Origin of the sequence: Paraburkholderia sp. UCT70 (genome assembly GCF_050434085.1) — a bacterium.
Lineage (GTDB): Bacteria > Pseudomonadota > Gammaproteobacteria > Burkholderiales > Burkholderiaceae > Paraburkholderia > Paraburkholderia tuberum.
The window spans coordinates 462,158-480,228 of record NZ_JBNPVZ010000003.1 but is presented as its reverse complement, the minus strand read 5'-3'; the positions used below and the strand labels follow the sequence as shown (position 1 = coordinate 480,228).

Below are 18,071 nucleotides of genomic sequence, written 5' to 3'. Positions count from 1 at the left end.
GGCCTGTCGACTTGCAGTCAACCATTCGCGCTCAGCCATTCCCCCGGCGTTCTGCCAAGCACACGTTTGAAGTGCCGGCATAGATGGCTTTGATCGAAGAAGCCCACCTCGGTCGCGACGATCGACGGCGGCAAGCCTCGTCGCAACAGGCGCTGCGCATGACGTACGCGCACTAGCCGCACATATTGCTGCGGCGACACGCCAATCTCCGCGCTGAAGCGCACCGCAAACCTCGAAATGCTCAACTCCGCGACGGCCGCCAGTTCGGACAGGCTGATTGGCTCGGCGAAACAGGCATCGATGAAGTCGAGCGCACGCTGCACGGCGCGACTCACGCGATTCGGCGCGCGCGTCGGATGACGGCTCGCACCCGCAAGCTCAGGCGCGGATGATGATGAGGTTGGACTCAGGCTCAGCATCGACGCTCCGCTCACGCAACGCGCGACGTGGGCGGCACTGTCGGTGCCGTTTCCCGACTGGCCGCGAAGCGGCGGATGTCGAACGGCTCGAGCGGCGTGCTGGTGGCGCCGGTGTCGATCAGTTCGGCCATCGTGTCGCCCACGCCCGGGCCAAGCTGAAAACCGTGGCCGCAAAAACCGAACGCATAGAACAGGCCGCTGGTCGTCCCGCTTGCGCCCATGATCGGCTTGTCATCGGGCATATAGCCTTCCACGCCGCTCCACACCCGGATGATGCTCAGCTTGCGCAGCATCGGCGCGACCCGCTGCAGCTGTCTGAACTGCAGCAACGTGCTTGTCGGGAGGACCTTCGCGCGGCGTTCGTCGAGATACGCTGGCGCACGCGCGCAGCCGCCGATCACGATATTGCCGCGCGCGACCTGGCGGAAATACACCACCTCTTCGATCTGCGGCGACGACACGCCGACCACCGGCTGGATCGCATACGGCACGGGTTCGGTAACGGCCATCTGTGGACCGTTGACGGCGATCGGCACCGCTTCGCCAAATTGCTCCGACAGCAGGTTGCCCCACGCACCCGCCGTGATCAGCAGCACGGGCGCATGGAACGTGCGGCCGTCGGCGCTCGTCGCGCGAAACTCGGTGCCCTCTTTTTCCACCGTCACGACATCGCAGTTTTCGACGATCTGCGCACCGAGCCGAGCCGCGGCGCGGGCGAACGCGGGCGCCGCGAGGCGCGGATTCGCGTGCCCGTCCATCTGCGAATAGGAGCCCGCCAGCACCTCCGCACCGAGAAACGGAAACCGCGCGCGCAGCGCGTCGCCGCGCAACAGGTCGAGCTTGAGACCGTAGTGCGCGGCCTCCTTCGCGTAGGTTTCGAACTGGTCGGCCTGCTCTTCGCGATAACAGACGCGGACATGGCCCGACATCAGAAACTCGGCGTCGTGCTGAATCAATTCCGGCAGACGCCCCCAGATTTCGCGCGAACGGTTCGCCAGCGGCAACTGCGGCAGAAAGCGCCCTTGACGGCGCACGTTACCGAAGTTGGTGCCGCTCGCCTGCTGCCCGACGAGCTGGCGCTCGAGCAGGATCACCGAGCGGCCCCGCTGCCTCAGAAAAAATGCGGCGGACGCACCCATGAACCCTCCGCCCACGATCAGAACATCGGCTTGTGCACGGTTCACTCGGTATCCTCCACGGTTGCGATGGCCAGCGGCTTTACCGGCGCCTGTCCACGAAGTCTGCCAACCTGCTCGAGCGGCACGTTCGCCGCCGCCGCGATCACCTCCGCACCCGCATGGCCGCAGTAACGTCCCTGACAGCGCCCCATACCGACACGGCTAAAGGCCTTGGCACGGTTCGCTTCCTGCGCGCCTTCATCGCGCACCACGCGGCGCAGTTCGCCCGCGGTGATGCCTTCGCACCGGCAAACGATCGTATCGTCGGACAGACCCGCCGCCTGCGCGGCAGGCCACGCAAACGCCTCTGCCAGACCCAGCCGGAAGCGATCCATTTTGCGCTGTTCGCGCGTCAACGCGTCGAGCGTGGTCGCCGCAACGGGCCGCCCGAGATCGCTCAGCGCAGCGTGGGCCGCGAGCCGTCCGGCGACCTCGGCGCCGTCCGCGCCGAGCACGCGCGCGCCATCGCCCGCGATATAGACGCCCTTTTCGCTACTGCGACCGAGTTCGTCGATTTGCGGCACCCATTGCCGCGTGATCGCGTCGAAACGGAACGCACAGCGCGCGAGATCGGCAAGCTGGGTTTCCGGCCGCAGGTGATAGCCGAGACCGACCGCGTCGCATTCGACCTGCGCGACGTTGCCGCGCGCATCGCGAAAGCGTACGCCAAGCACGCCGTCGTCCGGAGTGCCGAGAATTTCGAGCGGCTCGATGCCGTTTTCCATCCGCACGCCTGAGCGCTTCAACGCGGTCACGAGCGCGCGGCCCTTGCTCAATACGTCGACGCGCGCCAGCAATTTGGGCAGCGCGCGCAAGCGCGCACCGGTCTTCGACGTGTCGAGTACTGCCGCTACCCTGGCGCCCGCCTGCACGTACTGGTTCGCGACCAGATATAGCAATGGGCCGGTACCCATGAAAACGACCTGACGGCCAATCGCGCAGGCCTGCGACTTCAGCGCGATCTGCGCGGCACCGAGGCTGTAGGTACCGGCGAACTGCCAGCCTTTGACCGGCATCAACCGGTCGGTCGCGCCGGGGCACAGGATCAGCGCGTCGTAGCCCAACGCGCTCGCGTGCCCTTCATGCACGATATGCAGCTTGCCTTGCGCGACGTTCCACGCCAGCGTCTGCGGACGGTAATCGATCTGCGGGCGCAGTCGCTCGAAAGTTCGATGGAGGTTCTCCGCGCGCGCGGCTTCCGTGCCGTACAGCTTCGAATACGGCCGCGTGAAGCCATCAGGCTGACGCCGGTAGATCTGGCCGCCATCGCGCCTGCCTTCGTCGACGACGATCGGGCGGATGCCGGCCGCCAGCAGCGTTTCCGCGCAGCGCACCCCTGCAGGCCCTGCGCCGACGATTACGATGCGAGGTTCGGCCATTGCGCCTCCGGTTGCGTCGTGACGACGCGCATGCCTGCTTCGACCACCGTGGTGCAGGCGCGCAGCCGCTCGCCGTCCGCGGTCCATACCCAGCAGTCCTGACACGCGCCCATCAGGCAAAAGCCCGCGCGTTGTTCCGCGCCGAACTCGGACTGCCGCACATGCCGCACCGAGCACAGCATCGCAGTGAGCAGCGTGTCGCCGGCCAGCGCTTCGACCGGCTCGCCGTTGATCGTCAGTTCGACTTTGGCGCGAACCGTCTCGCCTACGCGTACGAATCTGCCGTTCATGCCGCGGCTCCTGCCATACCGCCGGGCGCGACGTGAGCGTCGCTGCGATTGGTCAGCACGTGGCGCAGGAACTCGCGGGTGCGCGCCTCGCGCGGCGAGCCCAGCACCTGCTGCGCCGTGCCCTCCTCGATGATGAGTCCCGCGTGCAGAAAACACACCCGGTCTGCCACTTCACGCGCAAAGCCCATTTCGTGGGTGACCACCAGCATCGTCATGCCTTCCCGTGCGAGGGTGCGCATCACGCCGAGCACTTCGCCGACCAGTTCTGGATCGAGCGCCGAGGTCGGCTCGTCGAACAGGATCGCCTTCGGCTTCATCGCGAGCGAGCGCGCAATCGCCACCCGTTGCTGCTGCCCGCCCGAAAGCTGATGAGGATAGGCGTGCAGCTTGTGGCCGAGCCCCACCTTGTCGAGCAGTTCAGACGCTTCGCGTTGCGCGTCCGCGCGCGCGAGGCGCTTGACGTGCACCGGCCCTTCCATCACGTTCTCGAGCGCCGTACGGTGCGGGAACAGGTTGAAGCGCTGAAACACCATGCCGACCTGGGTGCGCAACTGGTTGATGTTGCGCGCGCGCTGTTCGACGCGCTCGCCGAGCAGACGAATTTCGCCTTCGTCGTATGACTCCAGCGCGTTAATGCAGCGCAGCAGGGTTGACTTTCCCGAGCCCGACGCACCGATCAGGCAGACCACTTCGCCCTGGCGGACGTTGAGCGAAATGCCCTTGAGAACGGGTACGGTGCCAAAACTCTTGTGCACATTCGTGATTTCGATCATCGCATCCTCACTTCGCACTTATCTCGCCCTGTGCCGACCGAAACGTCGTTCAAGCGTGCGGGTCATGCTCATCAGCGGCAAGCTCATCGCGAGATAGCCGAGCGCGACGAGGGTATATACCGTCAGATTCTGAAACGTCGACGACGCGATCAGTTGGCCTTCGCGCGTCATTTCGGCGACCGTGATGGTCGACGCGAGCGATGAATCCTTCAGCATCATCACGAGCGTGTTGCTGTACGGCGGCAGCGCGACCTTGATCGCCTGCGGCAGGATCACCCGTATCATCGTCTTTACGCGGCCCATGCCGATCGACTGCGCGGCTTCGTACTGACCCGGATCGACTGCCTCGATACCCGCCCGGAAAATTTCTGCGACGTAAGTCGAGTAACCGAAACCAAGCCCAATGATGCTGGCTTGCAGCGCCGACACCTGGATGTGGATTTCCGGCAGCACGAAGTAGATGTAGAACAGCAGCACGATCATCGGCAGGCCGCGCACGACGTTGATCATCGTGCTCACACCGCGTACGACGAGGGGATAGCGCGACATCTTCAGCAATGCCCAGGTCAGGCCGAGCACGGTGCTCAACACCAGACAACCCAGCGTGATGACGATGCTCATCACCGCGCCTTCCAGCAAAATCGGTACAAAGTCGGCTATATCTTGCCAGTGCATGTCGTGCCTTCCATTGCTCTTTGCATTCGTTCAGTCCGCCGCGCCGCTGCGCGACGGACCTGGCAGGACGAGTCCCGCGTCGCCGCGGGCACGGCTCTTTTCACGCGAAGCCAATCAGCTCACGAGGTGCCACTTTTTGAGGATCGCGTCGAGCGTGCCATCGGCCTTCATCTTCGTCAGCGCGTCGTTGATCTTCGCCATCAGCGCGCTATTGCCCTTCTTCACCGCGATCGCGATGTCGAACTTTTCCATCGGCACATACGCGTCGTCGACCCGCGTCCCCGCCATCGCGCCCGCTGCTTCCTGGGCCTTCAGGATCGGATAGTCGTTGAAGCCCGCGACGATGCGGCCAAGCGCGACATCGCGCGTCATGTCGGCCGGGCTGTCATACATCTTCACTTCGGTGAAGATGCCGAGTTTCTTCAACTGATCGCCGTAGTCGGTACCGGTCGGCGCCCCGACCGTCATGCCCTTCAGGTCCTGCACCGAGTGATAGACCGCCTTGTTCGTGTCCTTCACGATGATGCCTTCGCCAAACGCCGTCACCGGCTGCGAGAAATCGACCACTTCGGCACGCTTCGGCGTCGGCGTCATGCCGGCAACGATGATGTCGATCTTGCCCGATACCACCGACTGGATCAGCGCCGAGAACGGCACCGCGTCGTACGACACGTTAAAGTTTTCGCGCTTGCCGATCTCCTTGACGACATCCGGCATCATGCCTTCGATCTGCTGTGTCTTCACGTTCATGAACGTGGTCGGCGCGCTCGACGGCGGCGAGCCCGCGGTGAGCGTCGCCGTTTCGGCAGCGTGGGCGGCGCCGAACATCATCGTCATCGCGAGGCCCGCGCCGGCGGCAAAGCGCTGCACAGTGTTGAAGCGGACGGCGGCTGCAGGCTGGAACATGAAACGCAACATGGGGATTTCCTCTGGGAATAATGATTTTCAATCTACGCGCTGCCCGACCATCTAACGGTAGCGATCAGTCGATCCATTCAATGCAGTACATCCTGCAACCTGTAATACGCGCCGACGAGCGGCAGAAACCACGCGCGTCCAAAGTGTCCTGGAATCGCGGGCCATTCGAGCGTTCGCCACGGATTGCGCGAGGCGGCGCCGAACATCACGTCGGCCATCAGACGACCCATGTGCACGGACATCTGCACACCGTGGCCGCTGTAGCCCATTGAATAGAACAGTCCTTCATGCTGGCCTGCGCGTGGCAGCCGGTCGGCCGTCATGTCGACGAGGCCGCCCCAGCAATAATCGATGCGCACGTCGGCCAGTTGCGGGAAATAGCGCGCGAGCCCATCACGCAGAATCCGCCCGCTTTTCTCGTCCGAACGCGGATTCGACATCGCGAAGCGCGCGCGGCCGCCGAACAGCAGACGCTCGTCCGGCGTCGCACGAAAATAGTTGCCGATGTTCAGCGTCGTCACATACGAGCGGCGCGTCGGCAACACCGCATCGAGGCGCGCCTTGCCAAGCGGCTCGGTCGCGACGATGAAGCTGCCGACGGGCGCGATGCGGCGCCGGAACCATTGCAGCGGACCGACCTGCGACGTGCCGGTGGCAATCAGCACGCGCTCGGCACGTACCGTCCCGAGCGGACACTGCACGTCGAACGCGTTGCCGCCGCGCGGCTCGAGGTTCGTCACCGGCGTGTTCTCGTAGATCTGCGCCCCACGCCGTGCCGCAGCCGTGCCGAGACCCACGCCGAATTTGCCCATGTGCATCTGCATGCCGTTGCGTTGCACGAGGCCGCCGAAAAAACTGTCCGACCCGATCTCGTTGCGAATCTGCTCGGGCGGCACGAGTTCGACATCGGGATCGACTTCGCGCCGCAACACCTCGTACGACTTCGCGAGCGACGCGAAATGCTGCGGTTTCGCGGCGAGTTTGATCTTCCCGGAGTGGCGCAGATCGCAGTCGATCTGCTCCTCCCCGATGATCGTTTTCACTGTTTCGACGGCGCCGGCATACGCACGGTAGAACTCCGACGCGCGTTCGCTGCCGATGCGCGCGGACAACGCGGCGTAGTCCTGCGCGACGCCCGTATTGCAATGGCCGCCGTTACGGCCCGATGCCTGCGCCGCGAGTCGGTCCGCCTCGAACACGATCACCGACATGCCACGTTTGGCCAGCTCCAACGCAGCCGACAGCCCGGTGAAGCCGCCGCCGACCACCGCAACGTCCACCCGCTGCGGTAGCGGACCCTGGACGCCGCTGGTAAAGCGTGGCGCAGTGTCGAGCCAGTAGGAGTCGAGCTTCATCGTGATGCGTTCCTGTCGGTTGGTTGCGCTGCTTTCAGCGGCGCGCGGGAAGCGATGTCGTGAGAAGGCCGGACGTGCGAATCAGAGGCCGAGCAGCGATGCCAGTTGCGGAATGCCCGACACTTCGTTGACGCCGTAATACGGGTTCAGCGGCTCGTGACTGCGGTTGACGAACGCCTTGTGTTTGATGCCCATGTCGTACGCGGTCATCAGGTCATAGCGGAAGCTCGACGACACATGCAGCACGTCTTCCGGATTGCAGTCCAGTTGCGAGAACATGTACTCGAAGGCTTTCTGCAGCGGCTTGTACGCTTGTGCCTGCTGGGCGGTGTAGACCTTGTGGAACGGCGCGCCGAGCTTGTCGACGTTGCTGTGGATCTGGTCGTCCGACGCATTCGACAGGATCACGAGCTTGTACTTCGAGGCCAGTCGCGACAGCCCTTCCGGCACGTCCGCGTGCGGGCCCCAGCTCGGCACGGCCTCGTAGATCTTCAGTGCGGTCGCTTCGTCGAACGGCACGCCTGTGCGTTCGCAGGTGCGGCGCACCGAGTTCACGACCACGTCGCGATAGGGCTTCCATGCGCCCAGCACTTCGTCGAGGCGGTAGCCACGAAAGAACTCGACAAACTCATCCATCTTCGCCTTGTCCAGCTTGTCGCCGTAAAGCTCGCGCGCGGTCTGGCCCATCTGGAAGTTGGTCAGCGTGCCATAGCAGTCGAAAGTGATGTACTTCGGCTCGAAATCGATCATGGTCAACATCCTGTCGTCGTGGCGAACCTGGTTGCAGGCTCGGGGTTCAGTTTCGGGTTGAATCAGTGCGGTTGATGCTTGCGTATATCAGGTGTAAAGCCGTGCTTCACAGCGTTTCGAAATCGATCAGCACACTCTTGTGCCGCATGCTCGCCACCATCGCTTCGCGGCCGAGATCCTTGCCGATACCGGACTGGCCGAAGCCGCCCGTCGGAATGATCATGTCGCCGCTGCGGCCGTAACGGTTGATCCAGATGGTGCCCGCGGCGATGCGGCGCATCGCCCGCAGCGCCTGACCGATGTCGCTGCTATGGACCCCCGCCGCGAGACCGTAGATCGGATGCGCGGCGAGCGCGATGCCCTCTTCCTCGTCGGCGAATGTCTGTACCGTCAGCACCGGGCCGAATAGTTCCTCGCGCACGGCGGGCGTCTCTGAAGTCACATTGGCGAGCAGCGTCGGGCGGTGGAAATAGCCTTCGTCGGTGCCTTCGAAAAAGCCCGCCGCCGAAGATCACTTCCGCGCCGCTCTCGCGGCTCTGCCCGATCAGCGCTTCGATGCGTCGCGCCTGGGCGGCATTGATGATCGGCGAATAAGCGGTGCGGCTGTCCCACAGCGGGCCGGGCTTGATCGGCTGCAGTTGCCGTTGAATGGCGGCGATCAGCGGCTCGGCAATGCGCTCGTGCACGATCAACCGCGTGCCGGCCACGCAGGCCTGGCCGCCGTTGGCCGTAAAGCCGCGGGCGACACAGCGCGCCGTATGCTCGAGGTCCCGCACATGCTCGAACACCAGTTGCGGGCTCTTGCCGCCGAGTTCCAGCGTGACGGGCTTGGTGCCGTGCATCGCGGCGTCGCTCATGATCGCGGCGCCCGTGCGGGTCGATCCGGTGAAGCTCATCTTCGAGATGCCTGCGTGACGCGTCAGCGCGGCGCCCGCCGTCGCTCCACGGCCATTCACCACGTTGAAGATGCCCGGAGGAATGCCGGCTTCGATGGCGAGTTCCGCGAGACGCAGCGTCGAGAACGGCGTCATTTCCGACGGTTTCATCACGACCGCGTTGCCCGCCGCGAGCGCGGGACCGCACTTCCATGAACACATCGACAGCGGAAAATTCCACGGTGTAATCGCACCGATCACACCGTACGGCTCCGATGCAACAAAACCGAGGCTGTCGCGGCGCGTGGCCGCGATATCGCCACCGAGCTTGTCGGCCAGCTCCGCGAAGAAGCGGATCGCCTCCGCGGTGAACGGCACATCTGATGTATAGCTTTCCGTCACCGGACGCGTCGAGCTGACCGTTTCGAGTTGGGCGAGGCTCACCGCATCGCGATCGATCAGATCGGCCCAGCGGCCCAGCACCTTCGCGCGCTCGCGCGGAGAGCGGGTGCCCCAGCCGCTCGTCTTCCATGCCGCTAGCGCATTGCTGACTGCGTGATCGACGGTGGCGTCCGACGCGTCCGGTACATGGCCAAGCAGCGCGCCGTCCGACGGCCGGTGAACGGCGATCTGCGCTTCGCCCGCCGAATAGTACGCACCGCCAATGAAATGCCCCTGCGGCAACGGCACGGCTGAAGGATCGAAATCGAGTGACGGAGTGGACATGTCCGGCCTGATCAGTAGGTTCAAGTGTGTGGTGCCGCGTGCGCTTACGCACTGATGACTGCGGCACCACTCGGCACTGCTGTTCGCCATCGCGACCGCCGAATGAACGAACATCGGATGAAGTTCATTTTAATGAACGCCAAATGAAATACTAGTGGTCAAAAATAAACTGTGTGAAAAGTTCGTTGTGCGCTGCGATACATTGCCTGCCTCGGAGAGCACACCGCCGCACTGGTGGGCACGGGCCGCAAGCCCACACGGCTGGGGCGCGCACGAGCGAGGCGACGCGACACGCCTGTTCCGTCGTGCAACGCAAAACCGAAAAGTGAATGAGAGAAAGAAAGGCGTTGACGTCAGCCGCCGTCCGTGCGAACCGGACGCGACGCGTCAGAGCGAGCGAGGAAAAGAGAGGGAAGACAGCGCCGCTTGCCACACGACATGCGGCTCCGGTACAACAAACAGATCAAAGATGAATGACGGGCGGCTGCGTGTTCATGATCCACAGCAAACGAGCAGCCTTCCTGCTTTCGTTACGCACGCTATGCGGCACCGTGCTCTTGAACTGGAAGCTGTCTCCCGCGCGCAGTTCGGAGCGCCGGTCGCCGACATTCAGCACGACCGTGCCTTCCAGCACCAAGCCCGCCTTCTCGCCGATGCCCACCAGCACCTCTTCGGAACCGGAGCCGGCCGGCAGCATGATGATCATCATCTGCAAATCGTGATCGCCATGCGGCGACAGCAATTCTTTCTGCATGCCGTTCTTGCCGACTTCGAACAGCGGCCGCTCGGCCGCCTTGCGCACGAAATCGCCGGTGATCGGGTCCGAGACCGCGTCGTCTTCTTCGAGGAGCGCGGTCAGCGGAACCTCCAACGCCAGGCGCAGGCGCTCGAGAATACGCACCGACGGATTGGCCTTGTTGCGCTCGACCTGACTGACGGTGCCGACCGACACGCCCGCGCGCATCGCCAGTTCGTTGATCGACAGACCCTGCGCGACGCGCAGCGCGCGCAGACGAGCGCCGACGTCGCCGTGACCCGGGTCGGCCGTGCGCTTCTTGCTGAGCTCGGTTCGCTGCATGTGTCTCCCGTTGATGACGCTGCGGCCGGCTGCCTATGTGCCGCCCGGTGCGGTTGTTGTGCTGGGCGCGCACGGTCGCATCCGATGAGGCGCCAGCCGCTTCGTTACAATGAACGCCCGTTCAATTTTCAGCATTATATTGAATATAGCACCCGCGGGGTGAACGCCAAAAATACCTGTGCAATTGCGTTGCGCGTCGCTGCCGCCGTGAAGCAGACCCGACCACACACCGGCCCGAATAACAAAAAGATCGTCCTATGAAGCAGGCACCGGGAATGCCACAGTCTAGGCTGATCATGCCGCCAGCAGGAGTTTGCAGTGTCCGAATCAACCGTGAAGAAATCACTGACCTATCGCCGCTTCACTTCCGATGACATCGCCGCCGCGCACGGCCTCTCGGTTGCGGTGCGCTGGCCGCACCGCGCCGATGACTGGCGCTTCATGTACGACGCCGGCACCGGCTTCGTCGCTGAAGACAATGGCGCCGTGATCGGCACCGCGCTCTGCTGGAAATTCGGCGCGGACCGCGGCACGCTCGGCCTCGTGATCGTCTCGCCGGACGAACAGGGCCGTGGCATTGGCCGCAAGCTGATGGAACTGGTGCTCGAAGAACTGGGCAACCGCATGACCTTCCTGCACGCAACGGTCGCGGGCAAGCCGCTTTACGAAAAGCTCGGCTTCGTCAGCTGCGGCGGACTCACCCAGCATCAGGGCACGCTCGGCAGCGTGGCCGCTGTCGCGCCGCCGCCCGGCGAACAGTTGCGTGCCGCGAGGCCGGACGACACGCCGAAGCTGATCGAACTCGCGTCGCGCGCGAGCGGCTTCGACCGCAGCGCGACGATACCGGCGCTGCTCGAATTCGCGCAAGCCATGGTTCTCGAACGTGACGGCGAAGTGGTCGGTTTCTCGCTGTTCCGTCCGTTCGGACGCGGCTACTCGGTTGGACCGGTGGTCGCGCAGCATGGGGCCGACGATCTGCGTGCCCGCGCACTGATTTCGTACTGGCTCGCGCAGCACGCCGGCGACTTCGTGCGGATCGACGTGCCGGACGACGCCGGCATCAACGATTGGTTGACCCATGTCGGCATGCCGCGCGTCGACTCGGTCGAAAAGATGGTGCGCAACGCGCCCGCTGACTTGCGCGAGGTGGCCCCCGACTCGAGCTGGCGCGCGTTCGGCATCATCAATCAGGCGATGGCGTAACCGCCAATGACCGTCCTCTACAAAGCCGATCCGGTGCGTGGAGCGCTATGGGCCGAGCGCTTCGCGCAGCTGGCGCCCGACGTGCCGTTCCGGGTGTGGCCGGACATCGGCGATCCCACGGCCGTGCGCTATCTGGTCGCGTGGCAACCGGGAGACCTCGCGGTCACGCTGCCGAATCTCGAAGTGGTGTTTTCGGTCGGCGCGGGAGTCGATCAACTGGATCTGTCGCAGATTCCGGCGCATCTGCCGGTGGTGCGGATGCTCGAGCCGGGCATCGTCGAAGGCATGGTCGAATATGTCACCGAGGCGGTTCTGGCGATTCACCGCGATCTGTTCGATTACGGGTTGCAGCAGCGGGCGCGCGTATGGCAGCCGATGCCGTTGCGCGCCGCCGCGTCGCGTCGAATCGGCGTGCTCGGCCTCGGCATGCTTGGCCGCGCGGTGCTGGAGCGTTTGCGGCTGTTCGGCTTCGCCTGCGCGGGCTGGAGCCGCTCGAAGCATGAGCTCGAAGGGATCGACTGCTATGCGGGCGAGGCCGGGCTCGATGAGTTGCTTGCCCGTGCCGACATCCTGATCTGTTTGCTGCCGCTCACGGACGCCACGCGCGGCCTGCTCTGCGGGCGGGTATTCGACATGCTGCCGCGAGGCGCGTCGCTGGTTCACGTCGGCCGCGGACCGCAACTCGTCAGCGCCGATCTGCTCGACGCGCTGCAACGCGGGCAGATTCACAGCGCGGTGCTCGATGTCACCGACCCGGAACCGTTGCCCGCCGACCATCCGCTGTGGGCGCAACCGCGCGTGCGCATCACGCCGCATATCGCGAGCGCGACGCGGCCCGAACCGGCCGTCGATGCGGTACTGGAAAACCTGCGCCGCTATCGCAGCGGCGAGCGGATGAACGGCTTGATCGACCGGACGCGCGGCTACTGATACCCATGCGCGGCCCGGCCCCCGAACGCAACCCCATTTCGCCATCCGCGCGGCGTCAGCAGACGGCGCGCGATCACGGCAAGGAGAGAGATGTATGACCCGCAAATACCGCATTGCCGTGATTCCCGGCGACGGCATCGGCACCGAAGTGATGCCCGAAGGCCTGCGCGTGCTGGACGCCGCATGCAAACGCTTCGACATCGGCATCGACTATCACCATATCGAATGGGCGTCGTGCGACTACTACGCGCAACACGGCCAGATGATGCCCGACAACTGGAAGGCGCAGTTGCAGGACTGCGATGCCATTCTGTTCGGCGCGGTCGGTTGGCCCGAGAAGGTGCCCGACCATATTTCGCTGTGGGGCTCCCTCCTGAAGTTCCGCCGCGAATTCGACCAATACGTGAACCTGCGCCCCGCGCGGCTGTTCGAAGGCGTGCCCTGCCCGCTCGCTAACCGCAAGCCGGGCGATATCGACTTCATGATCGTGCGCGAAAACACCGAAGGCGAGTATTCGTCGGTGGGCGGCACGATGTTCGAGGGCACCGAGCGCGAAGTCGTGATGCAGCAGTCGATCTTCACGCGCCACGGCACCGAGCGCGTGATGAAGTTCGCGTTCGACCTTGCACGGCGGCGAGCGAAAAAACTCACGGTTGCAACGAAGAGCAACGGTATCGCGATCAGCATGCCGTGGTGGGACGCCCGCGCCGATGAAATGGCCGCCCGCTACCCGGATGTGAAGATGGACCGTCAGCACATCGACATCCTGTGCGCGCGCTTCGTGCTGAACCCGGATCGCTTCGACGTGGTGGTCGCATCGAACCTGTTCGGCGACATCCTTTCCGATCTCGGGCCGGCGTGCACGGGGACGATCGGCATCGCGCCGTCGGGCAACCTGAATCCCGATCGGCGCTTTCCGTCGCTGTTCGAGCCGGTGCATGGCTCGGCGCCCGACATCGCCGGCAAGGGCATTGCCAATCCGGTCGCGATGATCTGGTCGGCCGCGATGATGCTCGACTTTCTCGGCAACGGCGCGGGTGTCGAGCGCGATGCGCACGACACCATCGTCGCCTCGATCACGCGGGTGCTGAAGGAAGGCCCGCGCACGGGCGACCTGGGCGGCAGCGCATCGACCATGGAGGTCGGCGCGGCGATCGCGGCTCAGGTCGCCAATCCGTCCTGATCACTCACAGAGCACGCAGCACTGACTGCCCGGCGCGCGTCGGGCGCTCTGCCATCGCATGCCAACCGGCACAGAGACCTCATATGAGCACGAATCTCGAACAACAGGCCCGCGCGCTGATCCGCACGGAGAACTTCATCAACGGCGAGTGGGTCGCCGCCGCGAGCGGTCGGCGTTTCGCGGTCACTGATCCGGCGACCGGCAAGCTGATCGCGGAAGTTGCCGACAGCGGCCCCAGCGACGCGCGAGCGGCCACAGACGCCGCCGCTAAAGCGCTGCCCGCGTGGCGCGCGAGGCTGGCCAGCGAACGCGCGGCGGTACTGCACCGCTGGCACGCGTTGATCGTCGCGAATCGCGACGCCCTCGGTGCGTTGATCTCGCTCGAACAAGGCAAGCCGCTCGCCGAAGGACGCGCCGAGGTGAACTATGGCGCGTCGTACGCCGCGTGGTTCGCCGACGAAGCCACCCGCATCTACGGCGACCTGATTCCGCAGCAGCAGCGCGGCAAACGGATGAGCGCGGTCAAGGAACCGATCGGGGTCGTCGCGGCCATCACGCCCTGGAATTTTCCGCTTGCGATGATCGCGCGCAAGATCGCACCCGCGCTCGCGGCGGGCTGCACGGTGGTCGCGAAACCCGCGGAAGACACGCCGCTCACCGCGATTGCACTGGTGATGCTGGCGCACGAGGCGGGCGTGCCGAACGGCGTGCTCAACCTGATCTCGGCTTCGCGTGCGGCGGCGGCCGAGACGGTCGGCGACTGGCTCGCCGACAGCCGTGTCCGCAAGATCACGTTCACCGGATCGACGCCCGTCGGCAAGCATCTCGCGCGCGAATCGGCTGGCACGCTGAAGAAGCTCTCGCTGGAACTCGGCGGCAATGCGCCGTTCATCGTATTCGACGACGCCGACCTCGATGCCGCGGTCAATGGCCTGCTGGCCGCGAAATTCCGCAATGGCGGGCAGACCTGCGTGTGTCCGAACCGCGTCTTCGTGCAGCGCGGCGTATACGAACGTTTCTCCGCGCTGCTGTGCGCGAAAGTGGCCGAACTGCGGGTCGGACCCGCCAGCGACCCCGCCTCGCAGATCGGGCCCATGATCAATGAGCGCGCTGTGGACAAGATCGCTCGTCATGTCGAGGACGCGCTCGAGAACGGCGCGCTCGTGCTGACGGGCGGACGACGGCTCACCGAGCTGGGACCGCACTACTACGCGCCCACGGTGCTGGGTAACGCCACGTCGTCGATGGTGTTGTGCGGCGAGGAAACCTTCGGCCCGGTCGTGCCGCTGTTCCCATTCGACAGCGAGCAGGAAGCGGTGCAGGCCGCCAACGACACGCCGTTCGGGCTCGCCTCGTACTTCTATAGCGAGAACATGCGCCGTATCGAGCGTGTCTCGCGCGCGCTGGAAGCTGGCATCGTCGGTATCAACGAAGGCGCGCTCGCTTCGGAAGCGGCGCCGTTCGGCGGTGTGAAGGAATCCGGCTACGGTCGCGAAGGATCGAAGTATGGTCTCGATGACTATCTGTCGATCAAGTATCTGTGTCAGGGAGGTCTGGAGTAAACATGGAAGCCTATCCGATCGAAGTCGAATTTCCGGACCTCTCGGCGCACGCCGACGGCAATTCCGGCATTGCATACGTGCACTCGTTCGACTCCGGCCAGGCCGGGCCGCACGTGATGATCAATGCGCTCACGCATGGCAACGAAGTGTGCGGCGCGATCACCGTCGACGCGTTGTTGCGCAGCGGCCTGCGCCCGCGCCGCGGCAAGCTCACGCTATCGTTCGCGAACGTCGCCGCGTATGCGCGGTTCGATCCCGCGACACCAGACAAAGCGCGTTTCGTCGATCAGGACTTCAACCGCGTCTGGACCGCCGCGAAGCTCGACGATCTGGCGACCCGCTCGTCGGAACTCGATCGTGCGCGCGCGATGCGGCCGGTGATCGACACAGTGGATCTGCTGCTCGACCTGCATTCGATGCATGAAAAAAGCGCGCCGCTGATCGTCGCGGGGCCGCTGCGCAAGGGAGCCGAACTGGCCGAGCGGCTCGGCACGCCCGCCACCGTGATTCAGGACGAAGGCCATCCCGAAGGCCGCCGGATGCGCGACTACGAGGGGTTCGGCGACGACATGAGTCCGAAGAATGCCCTGTTGATCGAATGCGGCCAGCACTGGGAAGCCAGCGCGGTGACGGTTGCGCGCGACTGCACCGCACGCTTTCTGTTGCTGTCGGGCATCGTCGACGCAGCCGACCTGCCGCCCGGCTGGATCGCGCCATTGCCCGACGAAATGCGCATCGTGCGCGTGACCGAACCGGTCGTCGCCAGGAGCATGGATTTCCGTTTCGCGGGTCCTTATACAGGCCTCGAGACGTTCGACAAGGCCGGCACCGTGATCGCATGGTCCGACGGTCGGCCAGTCTCGACTCCGTACGATGACTGCATGCTGGTGATGCCCTCGCTGCGCCAGTTGCGCGCCGGCGTCACCGTGGTCCGGCTAGGCCGGATCGACCGACGTATCGACCTCCGCTCACGACAACAGGAAACAGCGCAATGAAAGTTCAGCAGATCAGGCAAGCCGCGGAAGTCTCCGCACTGGAGGATTGGGGAACCGCGGGCCTGCCCGGTACCGAACCGTCGCGCGTATCGGGACGCCAGTACGTCATTCCCGGTCACGAAGCAATCGATACCGGCGTGTTCGAGTGCTCGCCCGGCATCTATAGACGCTCCGTCAAGCAGGCGGAGGTGATGCATTTCATCAAGGGCAGCGGCACCTTCACGCCCGACGGAGAAGACACGGTCCGCTTCGCCGCCGGCGATACGCTATTTTTCCAGGCCAACACGGAAGGACTCTGGAACATCGATGAAACGCTGCGGAAGATCTATGTGATCTTCTGACAGCGTACGCACCCGGTATCCGGCTGCTCATGTCAATCATGGTTGCTCAAACATGCTAAGAATCGACGAAGTCCCGAACAGCGAGGGGTTCCCCGATCGCTGCGACGTAGCCGTGATCGGCGGCGGCATTATCGGCGTCAGCACCGCTTACGAGTTGGCACGGCGCGGCGTATCGGTCGTGCTGCTCGAAAAAGGCATCATTGGCGCGGAGCAGTCGGGGCGCAACTGGGGTTGGGTGCGTCAGCAGAACCGCGACCTTTACGAGTTGCCGCTCGCGATGCAGAGCCTGAAGCGTTGGGGCGAGTTGAGCGACGAACTTGGCGAGGACATCGGTTTTCGGCGCAGCGGCATTCTGTACGGAAGCGAGCAGTCTGCCGATGTCGCCCAGTGGGAGACATGGCTCGGCAAGGCGCGCGCGCTCGGCTTCGACAGTCAGCTGCTGTCGGCTCGAGAACTGGCCGCGCGCGTTCCGCATAGTCGGGCAAAGTGGGCGGGCGGCGTGTGGTCGCAGTCCGATGGACGCGCGGAGCCGTCGCGAGCAGCGCCCGCCATCGCAAGAGGCGCGCAACGACTCGGCGCGCGCGTGCATCAGACCTGTGCGGTTCGCGGACTCGATAGCAGCGCGGGTCGAATCTCCGGCGTATGGACCGAGCGCGGCCGGATTGGCGCGAGCAGCGTCGTGCTGGCCGGCGGCGCGTGGAGCGCCCTGTTCTGCCGGCACCATGGGATCGATCTGCCGGCGGTCAATGTGATCGGCACCGCATTGCGCACGGCGGAAGCGCCGGCCGTGATAGACGGGTGCTTCTCCGGCCCGAACTTCGCGATGCGGCGGCGGCTGGACGGCGGCTACACGATCGCGGTGCCGGGCTATGGACGCATGGAGATCGCGCCACAGAACCTGCGGTACGCGGTCAAGTTTCGCCAGATGTTCCGCAGCAAACTCAACAAGAAGCTCAAATTCCGGATCGCGCAACCTTTCTTCGGCGGCCCCGAAGGAAGTGCGGACTGGCGCAACGACGACATCTCTCCGTTCGAGGTGACGCGGGTTCTCAATCCCGTGCCCGATGCCGAGTGGCCGACCCGTGCACTGCAAAACGTTGCGACGGTCTTTCCCGAACTGTCGGGATTGCGTATCGCTCATGCGTGGGCAGGCGCGATCGACACGATGCCCGATCTGGTGCCGGTGATGTCATGCGTGGAGAGCAAGCCGGGCCTTGTGATCGCTTCGGGGTTCAGCGGTCATGGATTCGGGCTGGGCCCGGGAGCCGGCATGCTGGTTAGCCGCATCGTGACGGACGACGCGACAGGGATCGAGACACAGCCATATCGATTGACGCGCTTTAGCGATGGCACCCGGCTGGCGAAACCCGAGATGATGTAACACCTGACGTCGCCCCGCGAAAGCGGGCCTTCAGTGCTGTACAGCCGCGCTCAGCGTACC

At 64.7% G+C, this 18,071-nt stretch carries 17 protein-coding genes and 1 pseudogene; 7 read left to right on the top strand and 11 right to left on the bottom strand.

Annotation, left to right across the window (positions count from 1 at the left end; genetic code table 11):
• Positions 1–17 precede the first annotated feature (17 nt).
• The 11 genes and pseudogenes from OKW41_RS20005 to OKW41_RS19955 all read right to left on the bottom strand — a co-directional run bounded on the left by OKW41_RS20005 (position 18) and on the right by OKW41_RS19955 (position 10,416).
• Positions 18–419, bottom strand: coding sequence for a helix-turn-helix domain-containing protein (locus OKW41_RS20005; RefSeq protein WP_429573725.1), 402 nt, complete (start codon positions 417–419; stop codon positions 18–20).
• 11 nt (positions 420–430) lie between these two features.
• Complete coding sequence (locus OKW41_RS20000) at positions 431–1,603, bottom strand: NAD(P)/FAD-dependent oxidoreductase (RefSeq protein ID WP_429573724.1); 1,173 nt, start codon at positions 1,601–1,603, stop codon at positions 431–433.
• Positions 1,600–2,976 (bottom strand): FAD-dependent oxidoreductase, encoded by a 1,377-nt coding sequence (locus tag OKW41_RS19995; RefSeq protein WP_429573723.1) that lies wholly within the window; start codon positions 2,974–2,976, stop codon positions 1,600–1,602. The genes OKW41_RS20000 and OKW41_RS19995 overlap by 4 nt, the downstream gene beginning before the upstream one ends.
• Entirely contained in the window at positions 2,955–3,266 is a 312-nt protein-coding gene (locus OKW41_RS19990) for a (2Fe-2S)-binding protein (protein ID WP_429448265.1), read from the bottom strand. The genes OKW41_RS19995 and OKW41_RS19990 overlap by 22 nt, the downstream gene beginning before the upstream one ends.
• A complete protein-coding gene (locus tag OKW41_RS19985; protein ID WP_429573722.1) occupies positions 3,263–4,039 on the bottom strand; it encodes an amino acid ABC transporter ATP-binding protein in 777 nt (258 codons plus the stop codon). Before OKW41_RS19985 ends, OKW41_RS19990 begins: the two co-directional genes overlap by 4 nt.
• An 18-nt stretch (positions 4,040–4,057) precedes the next feature.
• Complete coding sequence (locus OKW41_RS19980; RefSeq protein ID WP_184071925.1) at positions 4,058–4,714, bottom strand: amino acid ABC transporter permease; 657 nt, start codon at positions 4,712–4,714, stop codon at positions 4,058–4,060.
• A gap of 114 nt (positions 4,715–4,828) precedes the next feature.
• The gene (locus OKW41_RS19975) at positions 4,829–5,632 is read right to left on the bottom strand and encodes an ABC transporter substrate-binding protein (protein ID WP_184044629.1); all 804 of its coding nucleotides are present in this window, start codon (positions 5,630–5,632) and stop codon (positions 4,829–4,831) included.
• 77 nt (positions 5,633–5,709) lie between these two features.
• Positions 5,710–6,987, bottom strand: a complete 1,278-nt coding sequence (locus OKW41_RS19970; RefSeq protein WP_429573721.1) for an NAD(P)/FAD-dependent oxidoreductase — start codon at positions 6,985–6,987, stop codon at positions 5,710–5,712.
• An 81-nt stretch (positions 6,988–7,068) separates the two neighbouring features.
• Positions 7,069–7,737: a haloacid dehalogenase type II gene (locus OKW41_RS19965; protein WP_184071932.1), complete on the bottom strand. Its 669-nt coding sequence runs from the start codon at positions 7,735–7,737 to the stop codon at positions 7,069–7,071.
• 106 nt (positions 7,738–7,843) lie between these two features.
• A pseudogene (locus OKW41_RS19960) lies at positions 7,844–9,338 on the bottom strand (aldehyde dehydrogenase family protein).
• A gap of 463 nt (positions 9,339–9,801) precedes the next feature.
• Positions 9,802–10,416 (bottom strand): cupin domain-containing protein, encoded by a 615-nt coding sequence (locus OKW41_RS19955; protein WP_184071936.1) that lies wholly within the window; start codon positions 10,414–10,416, stop codon positions 9,802–9,804.
• A gap of 318 nt (positions 10,417–10,734) precedes the next feature.
• On the opposite strand from OKW41_RS19955, the gene OKW41_RS19950 reads away from it, so the two are divergent.
• From OKW41_RS19950 to OKW41_RS19920, 7 genes are all read left to right on the top strand, one after another.
• Positions 10,735–11,619: a GNAT family N-acetyltransferase gene (locus OKW41_RS19950; protein ID WP_429448277.1), complete on the top strand. Its 885-nt coding sequence runs from the start codon at positions 10,735–10,737 to the stop codon at positions 11,617–11,619.
• Positions 11,620–11,625: 6 nt separating this feature from the next.
• Positions 11,626–12,549, top strand: coding sequence for a 2-hydroxyacid dehydrogenase (locus OKW41_RS19945; protein ID WP_429573720.1), 924 nt, complete (start codon positions 11,626–11,628; stop codon positions 12,547–12,549).
• A 94-nt stretch (positions 12,550–12,643) separates the two neighbouring features.
• Positions 12,644–13,732, top strand: coding sequence for a tartrate dehydrogenase (locus OKW41_RS19940; protein WP_429573719.1), 1,089 nt, complete (start codon positions 12,644–12,646; stop codon positions 13,730–13,732).
• An 83-nt stretch (positions 13,733–13,815) separates the two neighbouring features.
• The gene (locus tag OKW41_RS19935; protein WP_429573718.1) at positions 13,816–15,294 is read left to right on the top strand and encodes an NAD-dependent succinate-semialdehyde dehydrogenase; all 1,479 of its coding nucleotides are present in this window, start codon (positions 13,816–13,818) and stop codon (positions 15,292–15,294) included.
• A 2-nt stretch (positions 15,295–15,296) separates the two neighbouring features.
• Positions 15,297–16,289 (top strand): M14 family metallopeptidase, encoded by a 993-nt coding sequence (locus OKW41_RS19930; RefSeq protein ID WP_429573717.1) that lies wholly within the window; start codon positions 15,297–15,299, stop codon positions 16,287–16,289.
• Positions 16,286–16,630 carry a cupin domain-containing protein gene (locus OKW41_RS19925; protein WP_429573716.1) on the top strand — a complete coding sequence of 115 codons (345 nt, stop codon included), beginning with the start codon at positions 16,286–16,288 and terminating at the stop codon, positions 16,628–16,630. The genes OKW41_RS19930 and OKW41_RS19925 overlap by 4 nt, the downstream gene beginning before the upstream one ends.
• Positions 16,631–16,682: 52 nt before the next feature.
• Positions 16,683–18,011, top strand: a complete 1,329-nt coding sequence (locus OKW41_RS19920; protein WP_429573715.1) for an NAD(P)/FAD-dependent oxidoreductase — start codon at positions 16,683–16,685, stop codon at positions 18,009–18,011.
• Positions 18,012–18,071 lie beyond the last annotated feature (60 nt).

Coding starts and splice junctions, on each gene's coding strand:
- OKW41_RS19930 (WP_429573717.1), top strand. CDS start 15,297: ATGGAAGCCTATCCGATCGAAGTCGAATTTCCGGACCTCTCGGCGCAC.
- OKW41_RS19985 (WP_429573722.1), bottom strand. CDS start 4,039: ATGATCGAAATCACGAATGTGCACAAGAGTTTTGGCACCGTACCCGTT.
- OKW41_RS19990 (WP_429448265.1), bottom strand. CDS start 3,266: ATGAACGGCAGATTCGTACGCGTAGGCGAGACGGTTCGCGCCAAAGTC.
- OKW41_RS19975 (WP_184044629.1), bottom strand. CDS start 5,632: ATGTTGCGTTTCATGTTCCAGCCTGCAGCCGCCGTCCGCTTCAACACT.
- OKW41_RS19955 (WP_184071936.1), bottom strand. CDS start 10,416: ATGCAGCGAACCGAGCTCAGCAAGAAGCGCACGGCCGACCCGGGTCAC.
- OKW41_RS19935 (WP_429573718.1), top strand. CDS start 13,816: ATGAGCACGAATCTCGAACAACAGGCCCGCGCGCTGATCCGCACGGAG.
- OKW41_RS20005 (WP_429573725.1), bottom strand. CDS start 419: ATGCTGAGCCTGAGTCCAACCTCATCATCATCCGCGCCTGAGCTTGCG.
- OKW41_RS19920 (WP_429573715.1), top strand. CDS start 16,683: ATGCTAAGAATCGACGAAGTCCCGAACAGCGAGGGGTTCCCCGATCGC.
- OKW41_RS19925 (WP_429573716.1), top strand. CDS start 16,286: ATGAAAGTTCAGCAGATCAGGCAAGCCGCGGAAGTCTCCGCACTGGAG.
- OKW41_RS19945 (WP_429573720.1), top strand. CDS start 11,626: ATGACCGTCCTCTACAAAGCCGATCCGGTGCGTGGAGCGCTATGGGCC.
- OKW41_RS19980 (WP_184071925.1), bottom strand. CDS start 4,714: ATGCACTGGCAAGATATAGCCGACTTTGTACCGATTTTGCTGGAAGGC.
- OKW41_RS19940 (WP_429573719.1), top strand. CDS start 12,644: ATGACCCGCAAATACCGCATTGCCGTGATTCCCGGCGACGGCATCGGC.
- OKW41_RS19965 (WP_184071932.1), bottom strand. CDS start 7,737: ATGATCGATTTCGAGCCGAAGTACATCACTTTCGACTGCTATGGCACG.
- OKW41_RS19995 (WP_429573723.1), bottom strand. CDS start 2,976: ATGGCCGAACCTCGCATCGTAATCGTCGGCGCAGGGCCTGCAGGGGTG.
- OKW41_RS19970 (WP_429573721.1), bottom strand. CDS start 6,987: ATGAAGCTCGACTCCTACTGGCTCGACACTGCGCCACGCTTTACCAGC.